At 71.3% G+C, this 15068-nt stretch carries 15 protein-coding genes; 10 read left to right on the top strand and 5 right to left on the bottom strand.

Translation table 11 applies throughout. From position 1 onward, the window contains the following. Positions 1 to 2: 2 nt before the first annotated feature. The 3 genes from mch to ACZ45C_RS05045 form a co-directional block, all read right to left on the bottom strand. Positions 3 to 941 (bottom strand): methenyltetrahydromethanopterin cyclohydrolase, encoded by a 939-nt coding sequence (gene mch / locus ACZ45C_RS05035; RefSeq protein WP_460559562.1) that lies wholly within the window; start codon positions 939 to 941, stop codon positions 3 to 5. A gap of 132 nt (positions 942 to 1073) precedes the next feature. After that, entirely contained in the window at positions 1074 to 1511 is a 438-nt protein-coding gene (locus tag ACZ45C_RS05040; protein ID WP_460559564.1) for a hypothetical protein, read from the bottom strand. 77 nt (positions 1512 to 1588) lie between these two features. Beyond that, positions 1589 to 2098 (bottom strand): nucleoside deaminase, encoded by a 510-nt coding sequence (locus ACZ45C_RS05045; RefSeq protein ID WP_460559566.1) that lies wholly within the window; start codon positions 2096 to 2098, stop codon positions 1589 to 1591. Between the two features lie 125 nt (positions 2099 to 2223). Here ACZ45C_RS05045 and ACZ45C_RS05050 point away from each other — a divergent pair, with 125 nt between their 5' ends. From ACZ45C_RS05050 to ACZ45C_RS05060, 3 genes are all read left to right on the top strand, one after another. Further along, positions 2224 to 3135, top strand: a complete 912-nt coding sequence (locus tag ACZ45C_RS05050) for a CehA/McbA family metallohydrolase (protein ID WP_460559568.1) — start codon at positions 2224 to 2226, stop codon at positions 3133 to 3135. A 102-nt stretch (positions 3136 to 3237) separates the two neighbouring features. Next, the gene (locus tag ACZ45C_RS05055; protein ID WP_460559570.1) at positions 3238 to 4494 is read left to right on the top strand and encodes a molybdopterin molybdotransferase MoeA; all 1257 of its coding nucleotides are present in this window, start codon (positions 3238 to 3240) and stop codon (positions 4492 to 4494) included. Then, positions 4491 to 6485, top strand: a complete 1995-nt coding sequence (locus ACZ45C_RS05060; protein WP_460559572.1) for a molybdopterin biosynthesis protein — start codon at positions 4491 to 4493, stop codon at positions 6483 to 6485. The genes ACZ45C_RS05055 and ACZ45C_RS05060 overlap by 4 nt, the downstream gene beginning before the upstream one ends. 156 nt (positions 6486 to 6641) lie before the next feature. On the opposite strand, the gene ACZ45C_RS05065 is transcribed toward ACZ45C_RS05060, so the two are convergent. Continuing rightward, positions 6642 to 7532, bottom strand: coding sequence for a DUF8155 domain-containing protein (locus ACZ45C_RS05065; RefSeq protein WP_460559574.1), 891 nt, complete (start codon positions 7530 to 7532; stop codon positions 6642 to 6644). 94 nt (positions 7533 to 7626) lie between these two features. Beyond that, positions 7627 to 9306, bottom strand: a complete 1680-nt coding sequence (locus tag ACZ45C_RS05070) for a sensor histidine kinase (protein WP_460559576.1) — start codon at positions 9304 to 9306, stop codon at positions 7627 to 7629. 89 nt (positions 9307 to 9395) lie between these two features. Between ACZ45C_RS05070 and ACZ45C_RS05075 the strand changes: the two genes are divergently transcribed. From ACZ45C_RS05075 to ACZ45C_RS05105, 7 genes are all read left to right on the top strand, one after another. Further along, the gene (locus ACZ45C_RS05075) at positions 9396 to 10103 is read left to right on the top strand and encodes a lipoate--protein ligase family protein (RefSeq protein ID WP_460559579.1); all 708 of its coding nucleotides are present in this window, start codon (positions 9396 to 9398) and stop codon (positions 10101 to 10103) included. Between the two features lie 115 nt (positions 10104 to 10218). Beyond that, positions 10219 to 10632, top strand: coding sequence for a 30S ribosomal protein S6e (locus ACZ45C_RS05080; RefSeq protein ID WP_460559581.1), 414 nt, complete (start codon positions 10219 to 10221; stop codon positions 10630 to 10632). A gap of 11 nt (positions 10633 to 10643) precedes the next feature. After that, entirely contained in the window at positions 10644 to 11111 is a 468-nt protein-coding gene (locus ACZ45C_RS05085) for a DUF7112 family protein (protein WP_460559583.1), read from the top strand. 52 nt (positions 11112 to 11163) lie between these two features. Beyond that, positions 11164 to 12249 carry a siroheme decarboxylase subunit beta gene (ahbB, locus tag ACZ45C_RS05090; RefSeq protein WP_460559585.1) on the top strand — a complete coding sequence of 362 codons (1086 nt, stop codon included), beginning with the start codon at positions 11164 to 11166 and terminating at the stop codon, positions 12247 to 12249. Positions 12250 to 12256: 7 nt separating this feature from the next. Then, entirely contained in the window at positions 12257 to 12946 is a 690-nt protein-coding gene (locus ACZ45C_RS05095) for a precorrin-2 dehydrogenase/sirohydrochlorin ferrochelatase family protein (protein WP_460559587.1), read from the top strand. Beyond that, a complete protein-coding gene (hemA, locus tag ACZ45C_RS05100) occupies positions 12943 to 14283 on the top strand; it encodes a glutamyl-tRNA reductase (RefSeq protein WP_460559589.1) in 1341 nt (446 codons plus the stop codon). Before ACZ45C_RS05095 ends, hemA begins: the two co-directional genes overlap by 4 nt. Positions 14284 to 14330: 47 nt before the next feature. After that, positions 14331 to 15044 carry a TOBE domain-containing protein gene (locus ACZ45C_RS05105; RefSeq protein ID WP_460559591.1) on the top strand — a complete coding sequence of 238 codons (714 nt, stop codon included), beginning with the start codon at positions 14331 to 14333 and terminating at the stop codon, positions 15042 to 15044. The last annotated feature ends 24 nt before the right edge of the window (positions 15045 to 15068 follow it).

Here is a 15068-nt window from a genome sequence, read left to right on the forward strand (position 1 = left end):
CCTCAGCGGTAGCCGAACGACGCCGCGAGCAGCTCCTCGTCCGTCTCGCCGACCGTGTACACCGGCCCGTCGATCACGTCGACCGTGACCTTCGCGGGCGCGAAGACGCGCTCGTCCACCTCGTAGAAGTCCCAGTCGGCCTCCTCGAACACCTCTACGAAGGGAGTGCCGTACTCGTCGCGGGCGGTCGAGACGATCTGTTCGAAGCGGTCGTCGTCGCGGGCGACCTGCAGGTGCACCTCGCCGCCGTACGCCAGCGCGTCGTTCGTCCGCCCCATCGCGAGGTCCTCGTCGCGGGTGGCCGGGGCCATCGGCGCGGAGCCGGAGGCGTGGAGCACGTCGGTTGGCTCGTAGCCCACTTCGAGCAGTCGAAAGACGGCGAGTTCGGCCGCGCGCGCGGCGGTCGCGACCGACCCCGCCGTCGAGCCGGTCGCGTAGGCGGGGAGGAAGACGCTCTCGGGGTCGACCTCGGCGAGGTCCGCGACGTGCTCGGCGACCGCCTCGGTCGGGAGCGCGGTCGACTCGATCGCGAGCGTCGCGAACTCCGAGGAGTCGTAGTAGCCGACGCGTTCGAACTCCGTCTCGCGGCCGACGAGGGCCCGGGCGGGACCGGAGCCGAGCCCCTCGAAGCCGTCTTCGGTGGCGAGTTCCCAGCCCGCCTTCTGCGAGCAGAGCAGGGCGATCGCGGGGTGGTCGGTCGAGAGTTCGACGTACTGTCGCGGCGCGCCGGCAACTTCGCCCATGCGGGTCCGCAGGTTCGCGAGGCCCGCGGTCTGGATCTCGGCGAGGAGCAGCCCTGCCTCGACGCCGCCGGCGGCGTCCACGCCGAAGTCGACGACGGTCGCGCCGTTGTCCAGTTCGTAGCCGACGACGTCGAGTTCGCCGGCGAAGTCGAGCGCCTCGTCGACGAGCTCGATCGCGGTCCGATTGATGCTTTCCATGCCCCCGCGTACTCGCTCACCGTTTAAGGGAGTTGTCAGTCGGTCGCGAACCCGCCGGACGCACTCGATCTGGCGCACTCGGTCCGCAACACTCGCCCCGACGCCGATCCCGGACGGGGACGCAGCCGGTCGCTACCAGAAGCCGCCGTCGGAATCGCTCGTCTGGCCGGGGCCGCGGGGGCCGCGCGGTCCGCTGTGCCGCGGATCGGGGTCGATCTCCACCAGCTCCGTCTCGGCGCGCGGGTCGACCTCGCGGCCTTCCTCGTAGCGGACGAAAGAGAGGTAGAAGGGCTCGCCGCAGCCGACTGCGTCCTCGCGCGGCGGCCGGTTCGGCTCGTCGCCGCCGGCGTCGGTCCCACGGATCCCGTCGTGCGGGTCCCAGACGACGCCCTCGCTCTCGCCGCAGACGAACCTGACGCCGTCTGCGTCCTCGAACGGCTCCGTCGGCGCGACGTACGCCCACCCCTCTAAGGGATACGGCGTCACCGACTTGTCCGCGAGGTAGCCGTCGCGGTCGAGTTCGACGAGGGTCCCGCAGCGCGGGCAGTAATAGGTGACCGGGTAGCTCATCGTCTCTCCTCGGGTACGAGGGGCGCGCTGATAAGTGACCGGCCGCAGTCGGGCGTCATCGACTGCCGTGTCCCACGCTACGCTCCGTCGAAGAACGACTCGTGGACGGCCGTCGCGGCGTCCTCGGCGACCGGCCCCTCGACCGTCGTCGTCCCGCCGGCGCGTCGGATCACCTCCTCGCAGGGAATCGTCACCACGTCGCCGGTGAGGTCGTTCAGAGTCGCGCCCGCGACGCCGAAGACGACGCGGTCGATCCCGGCGTAGTGGACCGCGGTCGAACACATCGGACACGGCTCGGTGCTCGCGTACATCGTACACCGCGCCCGCTCGTCGGGGGACAGCTCGCGGGCGGCCCAGCGCGCGAGCGCCAGCTCCGGGTGCGCGGTGACGTCGTCGTCGCTCCGCGTCCGGTTGCGGTCCTCGGCGACGACCTCGCCGTCGACGACGAGCAGCGCGCCGAAGGGGGTGTCGCCGGCGTCGACCGCCTCCTCGGCGAGGCCGATCGCGCGGTCGACGTACGCGCGGTCGTCAGTATCTGCGTCCGTCGCGTCCGTCGGCTCGCCGTCCGCGTCCGTCGCATCGGTCATACGCCCGCGTTCGGGCGGGACCACCTAACAGTTCCCTCCGCGGCGTCGGTCGCCCCTCGCCGAGCCGTCACCGACGCGCGGTCGCTCTCGCGCTTTTATATATCTCCGGCCGCGTACGTGCTCGTGTGTCTGGCGTCACCGTCTCGATCGACCCGCACGTCCACTCCGACGACAGCTACGACGGTCACGAGCCGGTCGAGCTGATCTTAGAGCACGCGTCGGAGATCGGGCTCGACGCGGTCGTGATAACCGACCACGACGTGATCGGCGAGTCGAAGCGCGCCGCCGAGATCGCCGACGAGTACGGGCTGATCGGGATCCCCGGCGTCGAGGTGTCGACGGCGCACGGCCACCTGCTCGCCGTTGGCGTCGAGCGCATGCCACCGCGCCGGAAACCGTACGACGAGACGGTCGCGTGGATCCACGAGCACGGCGGCGTCGCGATCGTCCCCCATCCGTTCCAGCGGTCTCGCCACGGCGTGCGACAGCGTCACATCCCGGTTCCGGCGGGCGAGGACACGGACGGCGCTCGCGCCGGCGACGACGCGGTGTCCGACTTCGCCGACGTTGCCGAAACCGACGGCCCCTCGGAAACCGACGAGGTCGACGCCGTCGAGGTGTTCAACGCGTGGCTGTTCACGGGGTACCGCAACCGCCGCGCGCGGCGGTTCGCCGCCGACCACGACTACCCCGGCGTGGCCGCGAGCGACGCCCACCACCTGGAGTACGTGGGGCGGGCGTACACCGACGTCGAGATCGCCGACCGCGACTCGGTCACGGCGGTCACGGCCGACGACGTTCTCGACGCGATCCGCGACGGGACGACGACCGTCGACGGGCGGCGCGCGCCGATCCGGATGGCCGCGAAACACTACGTCGGCGCCGCCGGCCGCAAGACCGGGTACTACGCCACGACGGGCGCGGCCCGGAGCGCGGCCGCCGCCACGCGGGGAGCCGTCGACCTCGTTTCGACGGTCCGCGTCGCGATCGCCCAGGGGGCCCATCGCGCCGCGCGGGTGCTCTCGTGGGTTACCTGACGGGCCGGCGAGGCCGACGCGGCGCGCGGTCGACCGCGCCCAGAGCGAAACGGACTCACCCGGAGAGCGGGGTTTTTGCACGCGGCCCAGAAACGACGTGACATGAGTCACGACAGACGCGAGACCGGGTTCAAGCGACGGACCCGGGTCGCGGACGCGCGGTCGACGCTGCTCGACGCCGTCTCGCCGCACGGTCGGACCGAGTCGGTCCCCATCGCCGACGCCGACCAGCGGATCGTCGCCGAGCCGATGGACGCTTCGGATCCGGTCCCGAGCTACGACCGCGCGGCGATGGACGGGTACGCGGTCCGCGCCGAGGACACCTTCGGCGCGTCGGATCGGTCGCCGGCCGTGCTCCGGGCCGCGGGCACGGAGGTCGAGTCGCTCGCCCCCGGCGAGGCCGCACGCGTCCACACCGGCAGCGCGGTGCCCGACGGCGCGGACGCGGTCGTCATGATCGAACACGTCGAGGCGGTCGGCGACGAACTCGAGGCGTTCGACGCGGTCGCCGCCGGCGAGAACGTCGGTGCGACCGGCGAGGACGTCGCCGCCGGCCAGCGGCTCTTCGATCCCGGTCACGTCCTCCGACCCTCCGATCTGGGGCTGCTGAAGTCGGTAGGGCTCGATTCGGTCCCCGTGTACGAGCGGCCGACCGTCGCCGTGATCCCGACGGGCGAGGAGCTGGTCCAGTCGGACCCGGTGCCCGGCGAGGTGATCGAGACGAACGGGCTCACCGTCTCGCGACTCGTCGAACGCTGGGGCGGCGAGGCGCGGTACCGCGACGTCGTCACCGACGACGCGGCGGCACTCGCGGCCGCCATCGAACGCGACCTCGACGCCGACGTCGTCGTCACGACGGGTGGGTCGTCGGTCGGCGAGCGCGACCTGCTGCCGGAGGTCGTCGCCGACATCGGCGAGGTGCTCGTTCACGGCGTCGCGCTCAAACCCGGTCACCCCGTCTGTCTCGGGCGGGCGGACGACACGCCGATCGTGTCGCTGCCGGGGTACCCGGTCGCCTGCATCGTCAACGCCGCGCAGTTCCTCCGGCCGGCGCAAAAGCGGAGCGGCGGGACGACGGCGGACCCGTTTCCGACGCGGCGCGCGCGCCTCGCACGGAAGGTACCGAGCGAGCCCGGAACGCGGACGTTCGCGCGGGTGTCGATCGAGGACAGCGACGACGGTCCGGACGGCGGCGAGGGCGACGCCGACCTTCCCGCCGCGACGCCGACTCGCGCGAGCGGGTCGGGGATCCTCTCGAGCGTCGCGCTCGCTGACGGCTGGGTCGTCGTCCCCGAACCCCGAGAGGGGATCGAGGCGGGGGCGGTCGTCGACGTGGAACTGTGGGAGGTGACGCCGTGACCGACCGCCGGGAGTTCCGCGACCTCGCGACCCCCGACGCCGCCCGCGAGGCGATCGCATCGCTCGATCTCGCGCCCGACCCGGAGACGGTCCCGCTGGCGGACGCTCGCGGCCGGGTCCTCGCCGAGCGGATCGACGCCGCGATCGACGTGCCGGGGTTCGACCGGGCGTCGATGGACGGGTACGCGGTCCGCGGCCGCGACACCTTCGGCGCGGACGAGGCCGACCCCGTCGAGCTGGACCTCGTCGGTGCGGTCCACGCAGGGGCCGCCCCCGACGTGACCGTCGAACCCGGAACGTGCGCGGAGATATCCACGGGAGCGGTGATGCCCGACGGGACCGACGCCGTGGTGATGGTCGAGCGGACCGACGAGGTGGGTGACGGCGACCGCCCGGACCGGATCGCGATCCGAACCGCGGTCGCCCCGGGCGACCACGTGATGAGCGCCGGCGCGGACATCGCGGCCGGCGGGCGCGCGCTCGGCCCGGGAACGCGGCTGACACCCCGTGAGATCGGCCTGTTGTCGGCGCTCGGGATCGACGAGGTTCCGGTCGAGGGGACGCCGCGGGTCGGGATCGTCTCGACGGGCGACGAGCTCGTCCGCCCCGGCGACGACCTCGACCCCGCGCGCGGCGAGATCTACGACGTGAACTCGACGACGATCGCCGCGGGCGTCGAAGAGGCCGGCGGCGAGCCCGTCTTCTACCCCCACGCCGGCGACGACTACGACGAGATGGAGCGGCTCCTCCGACGGGCGGCCGACGAGTGCGACCTCGTCCTCTCCTCGGGGTCGACCTCGGCCAGCGCGGTCGACGTGATCTACCGCGTGATCGAGGAGCGCGGCGACCTGCTCCTTCACGGCGTCGCGGTTAAACCCGGCAAGCCGATGCTGATCGGTCGGCTCGACCGGCGGGGTTCGGACCCCGACGAGTCCGGATCAGACGCCGGCGAATCCGGATCAGACGCCGGCGAATCCGCGTACATCGGGCTTCCCGGATACCCAGTCTCGGCGCTCACGATATTCCGGACGTTCGTCGCGCCCGCGGTCCGCGAGGCAGCCGGCCAGCCCGAACCCGCCACGTCGACGGTCGAGGGGCGGATGGCCGTCACGGAGCGCTACGGCGAGGGCCGCCTCCGGCTGATGCCGGTCGGGCTGCTCGACCTCGACTCGGGTACGGAGCGGCCGCCGCTCGTGTATCCGGTGGACAAGGGATCGGGCGCGACGACGAGCCTCGTCGAGGCCGACGGCGTCGTCGCAGTCGATCCCGACACCGAGGTTCTCGACGCGGGCGAGACCGTCGAGGTCCAACTGTTCTCGCCCGACGTCCGCCCGCCGTCGCTGCTCGGCGCGGGCGAGGACGACCCGGCGTTCAACCGACTGCTCGACCGCCTCGCCGCGCCGCGGTACCTCCCGGTCGGGTCCAGAGAGGGATTGCGCCGGCTCCGAGACGGCGTCCCCGACGTGGCCGTGGTCGCCGGGCCGACGAGCCGCGACGTGGACTCCGTTGTCCTCGGCGGCTGGTCCCGCGAGTGGGGACTCGTCGTCCCCGAGGGAAACCCCGCGTCCGTCGACGGCCTCTCCTCGCTCGTCGAGAGCGACCTCCGGTTCGTGAACCGTCCGCCCGACTCCGGACTCCGACGGAGCCTCGACGACGCGCTCGACCGACTCGCGGAGCGTCGGTCGGTCTCGAAGTCGGATCTCACGGCGCGGATCGACGGGTATGAACGCACGGTCCGCGCCTTCGAGAGCCCCGTCAGGCGGGTGACCGCGGGCGACGCCGACGCGGGACTCGGACTCCGGGAAACCGCGGAGCGGCTGGGCTGCGGGTTCGTTTCTCTCGGCGAGCAGTCCGTGACGGTCCGCGCCGCGCCCGACCGCGTCGACCGCGACGCGGTGCGGGAGCTCGCGGCACTTCTGGACGATCCCGGCGCGGATGACCCGGTCGGATCGCTGGTCGGCTACTCGTGGGACCGCTCGCCCGATCTCTGATCGGCGACGACACCGAAGCGCTCGATGGCCGGCGATCCGGCGAGTTATATTCGATACCGCGCCCACGCCCGCCGTGACCTGACGCCCCGCTCGCGGCGACCGAGGCCGTCGCCCGGCGCACCGCCGCGAGACAGCGGCCGCGCCGGCTGTTCGCCATCATCGGTTGCCGAGTTGGATCGGATCGTCGTCCGGTGTGACGCCGATGCGCACCTCGTCGCCCACGTCGACGGCCGGTTCCCGCCAGACGACCTTCGCTCCCACGCCGTCGCGCGCGCCGAACAGCGACAGCCCCGTCACGCGCTCGCCGTTCGCGACCACCGCCGCGTCGTCCCACCGGATACTCCTCCCGCGAGCGACGCCGACGCGACTGCCCCAGAGAGACAACGCCGTCCCGTCGTCGAGCGGCCGCTCCCGGAACGTCCCGCCGCCCGCGTAGTGCGTCAGTCCGCCGTCGAGCGGGACTCCCTCGTCGCTCGCGAGCGCCGCGAACCGCTCGCCGGGTGCGGGATGTGACGGTGCGTCGAGGACCACGTGTGTTGGTCCGCGTTCCACGACCGTGCCGGTCCCGTCCCACTCCACCGCCTCCACGTCGACTGCGGCCGTCACCGGGAGCGACCCGCTCGCCCTGATCGGGTCCGTCTCCGGCGGCCGGAAGCCGAGGTGGACGTGGTCGTCTACCCACCGTCCGAAGAAGCCCGACCGCGTCAGCTCCCCGAGCGTGTCGCCGACGGCGACGCGGTCGCCCGCCTCGACCGCGGGGACCACATGGAGAAGCCGCGCGACGGTTCCGGGCGGTGCGCCCGTTCGTCGGCACCACGCCTCGTCGAGGTCGACGACGATCAGGTGATCCTCGTCGGCCGCGTACGGACGGTCCGGACAGCCGACGGTCCGCGTCTCGCGCACGACGCCGGAGACGGGAGACGGCCCGGTCGATCCGGAGGGATAGAGGTCGATCGCGCTGCCGTCGTCGTGTGCGCGGTACGGGGAGTTGAACCGAGAGAACCGCCGATATCGGCCGAGCACAGCCGACGGGATCGCGACTGGCATCGTCGTTTCGACGTGGGGCTCCGGGGGCAAGTACGCGTCGGAACTTCGATCGCGGCACCGGTTCGGCCGCCGTCCGGCCTCGCTCTAGGCCGGATCAGTCGTCGTCCGCCGGCTCCATCCCCGTGATCACGAAGCGGGCTCCGCCCGCCGCCGACGCCTCGACTGAGAGGTCCCAGCCGTGCGCGTCGGCGATGTCGCCGACGATGGCGAGCCCGAGACCCGTGCCGCCACCGAGCGAGACGCCGCGTTCAGTCACCTGATCGCGCCGATCGGGCGGCACTCCGGGCCCGTCGTCGCCGACGGCCAGCGCCACGCCGTCGTCTCGGGATTCGATCGCGACGTGCACGGCGACGTCGTCGCCGCCGTGTTCGATCGCGTTTCGGAACAGGTTGGCGAGGAGCTGTTCGAGCCGGTCGCGGTCGGCAAGCACCGTCGGGTCCGGTCCCTCGACCGTCAGCGTCGCCGCCGCGGTTTCGAGCCGGGACCAGACCCGTCGGACCGCGGCGTCGAGCGACACGCGATCGAAGGAGTCGACGGCCTTCCCAGCGGTCGCGAGCGACAGCAGTCCCTCGATCAGGTCGTCCATTCGTTCGTGCGCGTCCGCCGCGCGGTCGAGCGCCTCCTCGCCGTCGTCGCCGTGTCTGGCGAGTTCCACGGCCGCTGTCGCCGCCGCGAGCGGATTCCGGAGGTCGTGTGAGACTACTCCCGCGAAATCCTCTAGCCGCTCGTTCTGTCGCTCCAGCTCCGTCTCGCGCTGCTCCAACTCCGCCTGTCGCCGCTCGCGCTCGGTCACGTCCCGCAACAAGAAGACGTGTCCTCGGTCGGTTCCACGGGGGTCCGTGATCGGATCCTCCTGGATGTCGAACTGTCGCCCGTCGATCGCGATCGGGTGTTCGACGCCGACCTCCAGCCGCGGGAACACCGCCGACAGCGACGCGCCGACCGCGTCGTCTGAGAGGAGGCTCTCTGCAGCCGGGTTGAGATCGCGGATCCGACCGTCAGAACCGGCGACGATCACGGGGTCTTGCATGACTTCCACGGCCGTGTCGCGGGCGACGACGGCGGCGTCGAGGGTGCCGAGCCAGAAGACGGTGCCGTACAGGAAGACGCCGTGAACCACGAGCGCCGCCGGATACCACGCGAGGGCCGCGTAGCTCCCGAAGTCGACGATCGTGATGATACCCGCGAGAAACGGGAACAGGGTGCCGAGCAGGATGACGAACGTCTGGAGCCGGTAGCGGTTGCCCGTCCGGTGGTACAGGTCGATCACGACGAGCGCGCCGGCGAGACACAACCCGTAAGCGTACACCACGAACGCCCAGTCCGCGGGACCGAGTCCGAAGGACAGGAGGGTGAACGGCCCCTCGACGACGGGGCGTAGGGACTGCCGAGAGAGCCCGTGTGTCGCACTCGACCACGCGGTCAACACCCAGATGAACGCCGGTGCCGCGAGCGCGACGACCCGCTCTTCGGTTCGCCAGCGGTCGCGTCCCGAAAATGCGAGGACGAACGCCATCCATATCCCGGGAACCGCGGCGACGAACGGGGTCGCGAGGTTGAGCGCGACCGCCATCGCCAGTTCGCTTCCGCTCGCGACGCGCACGGCGTACAGGAGGGATATCCCGCCGCCACAGAACAGGTAGAGCGCGACTTCGGTCCCGCCCGGCACGGTGCGATCGCGCCACGCGACGCGCCCGAGCCACAGACCGATGACCCCGGCGAGCAGGCAGGCGACGAGGTACGCCTGCACCGGTAGCGCGCCGAGGTCACTCATCAGTTCGTGACTCGTCCGACCCCGCAAAACCCTTGCGTATACCGTGTCTCCCCCGCAACGGGTTTCACGTATCGGGGCGTCCGGCCGGTATGCGCGTGTTTCGAGACCGTGCCGACGAGTCGCCGCTGACGCGCTCGCGGACAGAATGCCTGCTCGCGAGCGCGGCCGACGGAACGCCGGCGATCCGCGTGTGGCGTCCGCCGGGCGTGATGGCGTTCGGCCGTCGCGACGCCCGCGATCCCGGGTTCGATCGCGCAGTGCGGATCGCCGAAGACCGGGGGTTCGAGCCGCTCGAACGCGATGTCGGCGGGCGAGCCGTCGCGTATCCGGGCGACGCGCTGGCGTTCGAACACGCGGTTCCGCTGACCGACGCCTCGGCGTCGATCGCCGATCGGTACGACCGAGCAACGGCGACGGTCGCCGACGCGCTTCGAGGGCTCGGTGCGGACGTCGTCGCCGGCGAACCGCCCGCGTCGTTCTGTCCGGGCGATCACTCGCTCCGCGTCGCCGCCGGCGGGAAAGTCGCTGGACTCGCTCAGCGAGTCCGCGCGGACGCCGCGCTCGTCGCAGGGTGTCTCGTCGTCACTCGAGCCGACGCGCGAGCGATCGCGACCATCACGGATCCGGTTTACGAGGCGCTCGCGGTTCCCTTCGATCCGACGACCGTCGGCAGCGTCGCGGCCGCCGGCGGTCCGTCCGATCCCGAACGCGTTGCGCGGGCCGTCGAGGACGCGTTCGTCGACGGTCCGTGGGGTAACGGTCGGCGTCGAATCGACCGAGTCGGGGACGACGCGTGACGTCCTCCCGCGAGCGTGATCGTCCGTTGGCGGGGCGATCGCTCCGCTATCGGGGCGTTCGGCCGCCGATTACGGTTTCGACGTGCTTTTTATTCGCGGGAGTCTCCGATCGCGCATGGCCGAATTCAAAGTCGTCGTCGCCGACCCCGAGACCGGCGAGACGTTTCAGCGCGAGATCGACGGACAGGACGCGAACCGATTCCTCGGGCGCGAGATCGGCGACGAGATCGGCGGCGACGCCCTCGGACTCTCGGACCACACGGTCGAGATCACCGGCGGCTCCGACGAGACCGGTCGCCCGATGCGCGAGGACGTCTCCGGGACCCGCCTGAAGGAACTGCTCTTGGAGGACGGCGTCGGCTTCAAGCCGTCGCGAGAGGGCGAGCGCAAGCGTATCACGGTCCGCGGCCGCGAGATCGACGATGACGTCGCACAGATCAACGTCTCGGTCGTCGAGGGCGACGACGTCGCCGCCGCGTTCGGCGAGGGCGACGACGCCGACGAGTCCGACGAGTCCGACGAGGAGTAACCCCCGTTTCGATGCCCCGCGTTCCCTCCGACGACGAGGGCGTCGCTTCGATACGCGTCTCTCTCGCGCGCAGCGGCGGCACTCGCCGTCCCTGCGTCCGCCTCCCAGACGACGACGCGCTCGCCGGACGCGTCGAGTCCGGCACGTGCGAGTCGCTCGGGCTCTCCGAGGGCGACGTCGTCCGCCTCGTCTTCGACCGCGAGGAGCACCACGCGCTCGTGCGGGCGGACGGCCGCGGACGACTGATCCGCGGCGCGTACGACAACCGGCGGCTCGCGCGCGAGCCCGGCGAGGGCGACAACCGGCTTGTCGCGTGGCTCGATGCCGCCGGCCGAGACCCGGACGAGAGCGTCGTCCTCGACGTTGTCGTCCCCGGAGAGCTGTACGGTCTCCGGATTCCAGGAGACCGCGCCATCTACGACGCGAACCGCGGCCCCCGATCGTCGCTGTCGGATATCGCGCGGGACCTCGACGGGTGAATCGGGTCCGCCGGTCGGATCGCTTATTCTCGCTCGGCTCCGATCCGAGCACATGAGAGAGGTCGACGCGGATCTGACGACGCTCGACCGCGGGATCATAAACGCCTTTCAGGGCGGGTTTCCGGTGACTGAACGGCCGTTCGAGCCGGCCGCGGCGGCGCTTCGAGAGCGCGGCGTCGACGTCACCGGCTCGGAGCTGTGCGAGCGCGTTCGCGAACTCGACGCTGAGGGGATCTTGTCTCGATTCGGCGCGCTCGTCAACGCCGAGGCGATCGGCGGCGCGGCGTCGCTCGTCGCGATGCACGCGCCGGAGGACCGCTTCGACGCCGTCGTGGAGACGGTCAACGGGTTCACCGAGGTCGCGCACAACTACGAGCGGGAGCACCCGCACCTCAACGTCTGGTTCGTGGTGAGCGTCGCGGACCACCCGGACCCGGACAAAGACGGGAGCGACCGGGTCGAGGAAGTCCTTGCAGATATCGAGGCGGCGACGGGTCAGGAGACGTACAACCTGCCGAAGCTCCGGGAGTTCCACGTCGGCGCGACGTTCCTCGTCGACGGGCCGGTCCCCGACGGCGACGTCGACCTGTCGGACCTCGGTCACGACGCGTCGCCGACCGATCGGTCGACGTTGACCCCGGCCGAGCGCGACCTCGTCGTCGAGATTCAAGGGGGGCTGCCGATCACAGAGACGCCGTACGCCGACGTGGCGGCCGCGATCGACGCCGATGTCGCGTGGGTGATAGAGACGATACGACGGTTCGAGCTGGAGGGGAAGGTCCGCCGGGTCGGCGTCATTCCGAACCACTACGCGCTCGGGTACACGGAAAACGGGATGACCGTCTGGGACGTGCCCGAGGACGCGCTCGACGAGGTCGGGCCCGCGGTCGCGGATCTCTCCTTCGTCACACACTGCTACGAGCGCCCGCGCCACGCCGGCGTCTGGGAGTACAACTTCTTCGCGATGACGCACGGACGGACGGAGGCGGAGAGCGAACGCCGGATCGCGGAGGTCAGAGACCTGATGGCGGAGTACTGGGACGTGGGCGAGAGCGATTGGGACACGTTGTTCTCCACTCGAATCCTGAAGAAGACGGGGATCCGCATCGCCGACCGTGCGGAGAGCAACACGGCGTGATCGCACCGTGATCCCGCTGTATCACGACTTCACCGGCGAGACGGTGTTGGTGATCGGCGGCGGCGGCGTCGGCGCGCGGAAGGCGTCGCGGTTCGCCGACGAGGCGCGAGTCGTCGTCGTGAGCCCCGCGTTCACCGATCGATTGGCCGACCTCGCGACGGGTACCGCCGATGCGGATCGCCCCGGCGTCGAGCTCGTTCGCGCCGCGCCAGACGCCGCCGCAGTCCGCGACTGGATCGACCGGCTCGCACCGGCGCTCGTCGTCGCCGCCACGGACGACGCGGTCGTCAACGCGGCGGCCGAGGCGGCCGCGACAGAGCGCGGGATCCTCGTCAACCGCACGGACGTTTCGACTGCGGATCGCCCCGACGGCCGCGCCGCGGAGAGCGTGGTCGTCCCGGCGACGGTCGACGACGACCCGGTTCGGGTCGCCCTCTCGACCGGCGGTGTGAGCCCGGCGCTCGCGAAGGCCCTCCGCGAGCGCATCGCAGACGAGATCGAGGGGGCGGGGGCAATGGCGTCACTCTCCGGCGATCTGCGCGCGGAGCTGAAAGATCGGGGCGTTCCTCCCGAAGCGAGGCGCGAGGCGATCCGTCGAGTCGTGCGATCCGAGGGGGTTTGGAAGGCTTTACAAAAGGGGAGATCCTACGGCCGAAGTGAGGCAGATTCCGTGATCGAGGAGGTACTCACCCGATGAACGAGACGGGGGCCATCACCGGTGTCAGCGTCGCCCACTCCCGCGCGACTGTCGACGAGATCGAGGCCGCGGGCGGCGACGGCGTCCGCGCCACCGTCTCGGACCTGCTCGCCCGCGACGGCGTCGAGGAGGCGTTCGCGCTCCAGACGTGCAACCGCTCGGAGGCGTTCGTCGTCACCGATCGGACCATCGACGGAGCGGTCGCGCTGGAGTCGTTCGCGCCGGAGGTTCGTGGCGGCGCGGTCCGTCGCCTCGACCACGAGGAGAGCTTGGAACACCTGATGCGCGTCGCGTCGGGTCTCGAATCGCTCGTGCTGGGGGAAGACCAGATCATCGGGCAGCTCCGCGAGGCGTACGAGGAGTCCAAGTCCGCCGGCGGCATCGGCCCCGTGCTGAAGGACGCGGTGACGAAGGCGCTCCACGTCGGCGAACGCGCCCGCAACGAGACGTCGATCAACGAGGGCGTCGTCTCGCTCGGCTCGGCCGCGGTCCGGCTGGCCGCCACCGAGATCGACCTGACGGACGGGTTCGCCGTCGTGATCGGCGCCGGCGAGATGGGGATGCTCGCGGCCCGGACGCTCGACGACACGCCGGTCTCGGACATCGTGGTGGCGAACCGAACGGTGCCGAACGCGGAGTTCGTCGCCGAGGAGGTCGATACGCCCGCGGAGGCGGTGTCGCTCGGCGACCTTCCGGCTGTGATACCCGACGCCGACCTCGTGATCTCGGCGACGGGTAGCACGGATCCGGTCGTCGATCCCGACCACGTCGCGGACGCGGACCAGATCGTCTGTATCGACATCGCACAGCCTCGCGATATCGATCCCGCGGCGGCCGACAGCTCGGGCGTGACGCTCTACGACATCGACGCGCTCGAAGACGTCACCCGGCGCACTCGCGAGAGCCGCGAGGAGGAGGCGCGGACGGTCGAGTCGATCATCGACGAGGAGCTCGACCGGATCCTTCAGGCGTACAAGCGCAAGCGCGCCGACGACGCGATTTCGGCCATGTACGCGGGTGCGGACCGGGTGAAGGCCCGCGAGGTCGATCGCGCCGTCTCGAAGCTGGAGTCGCAGGGCGACCTCACCGAGGCGCAACGCGAGACCGTCGAGGACATGGCCGACGCGCTGGTCGGGCAGTTGCTCGCGGCCCCAACTCGGTCGCTGCGCGACGCCGCCGGCGAGGACGACTGGGAGACCATCCGAACGGCGCTCCGCCTGTTCGATCCCGAGTTCGACACCCTCCCAGACCGTCTCGGCGCAGTCGCGTCGAATCCCGATGCAGCCGCCGAGTTCGACTCCCCGCCCGATTCGGTCACCGAGGAACTCGACGACTGAGCAGACGGAGGGAAAACGCCAACACCCCGCGGAGCGACGCTTCTCTCATGGACGGGACGACCGGCCGGGGGCAGGCGGCACTCATCGAGGGCGACACCGAGTTCGACGGCCGTGACGCCGCGCTGCTCGACGCGATCCACGAGACGGGCTCCGTCGCGGCGGCCGCGTCGGATCTGGGACGCTCACGGGCGCGTGCGCTCTCGCGGATCGAGACGTTGGAGGACGCGTTCGGCGTCCTCGTCGAGCGCACGCGGGGCGGATCGGGCGGCGGCGGGAGTCAACTGTCGCCGGCCGGCAGACGGCTTTTGAACCGCTACGACCGGCTCCAAGCGGTGCTCGCGGCGACCGCGACCGTTCCGGAGACGGTGCTCGACGGGACCGTGCGACGCGTCGACGGTGAACTGGCGACGGTCGACACCGCGGTCGGCGACGTTCGCGGACTCCACGACGGCGTGGGCGTCGGCGACGCGGTGCAGGTCCGCATCGGCGCGGACGCGGTGACCGTGTACGCGAGCGACGAGCGCGCGGACCCGAACGCGACGAGCGCGCGGAATCGACTCCACGCCGAGGTGGTCGCGATCGAGTCCGGCGAGACGGTGTCGACGGTGCAGATCGGGGTAGACGGGGTGACGTTCCGCGTGTTGATCACGAGCGACAGCGCTGCGCGGTTGGATCTGGCCGTCGGCGACGAGGTGTTGATCCGATGGAAGGCGACGGCGACGCGGCTCGTGAGTCAGACGAGCGGGTCCGGATCGCGGTGACCGATCTCGGTACTGCAGTGACGA

Source organism: Halorubrum pallidum, from assembly GCF_055380345.1.

Bases quoted from the DNA above. Each gene is read 5' to 3' on its own strand.
- ACZ45C_RS05075 (WP_460559579.1), top strand. From the start codon at position 9,396: ATGCGCGTGTTTCGAGACCGTGCCGACGAGTCGCCGCTGACGCGCTCG.
- ahbB (WP_460559585.1), top strand. From the start codon at position 11,164: ATGAGAGAGGTCGACGCGGATCTGACGACGCTCGACCGCGGGATCATA.
- ACZ45C_RS05045 (WP_460559566.1), bottom strand. From the start codon at position 2,098: ATGACCGATGCGACGGACGCGGACGGCGAGCCGACGGACGCGACGGAC.
- ACZ45C_RS05085 (WP_460559583.1), top strand. From the start codon at position 10,644: ATGCCCCGCGTTCCCTCCGACGACGAGGGCGTCGCTTCGATACGCGTC.
- mch (WP_460559562.1), bottom strand. From the start codon at position 941: ATGGAAAGCATCAATCGGACCGCGATCGAGCTCGTCGACGAGGCGCTC.
- hemA (WP_460559589.1), top strand. From the start codon at position 12,943: ATGAACGAGACGGGGGCCATCACCGGTGTCAGCGTCGCCCACTCCCGC.
- ACZ45C_RS05105 (WP_460559591.1), top strand. From the start codon at position 14,331: ATGGACGGGACGACCGGCCGGGGGCAGGCGGCACTCATCGAGGGCGAC.
- ACZ45C_RS05040 (WP_460559564.1), bottom strand. From the start codon at position 1,511: ATGAGCTACCCGGTCACCTATTACTGCCCGCGCTGCGGGACCCTCGTC.
- ACZ45C_RS05080 (WP_460559581.1), top strand. From the start codon at position 10,219: ATGGCCGAATTCAAAGTCGTCGTCGCCGACCCCGAGACCGGCGAGACG.
- ACZ45C_RS05070 (WP_460559576.1), bottom strand. From the start codon at position 9,306: ATGAGTGACCTCGGCGCGCTACCGGTGCAGGCGTACCTCGTCGCCTGC.
- ACZ45C_RS05065 (WP_460559574.1), bottom strand. From the start codon at position 7,532: ATGCCAGTCGCGATCCCGTCGGCTGTGCTCGGCCGATATCGGCGGTTC.
- ACZ45C_RS05055 (WP_460559570.1), top strand. From the start codon at position 3,238: ATGAGTCACGACAGACGCGAGACCGGGTTCAAGCGACGGACCCGGGTC.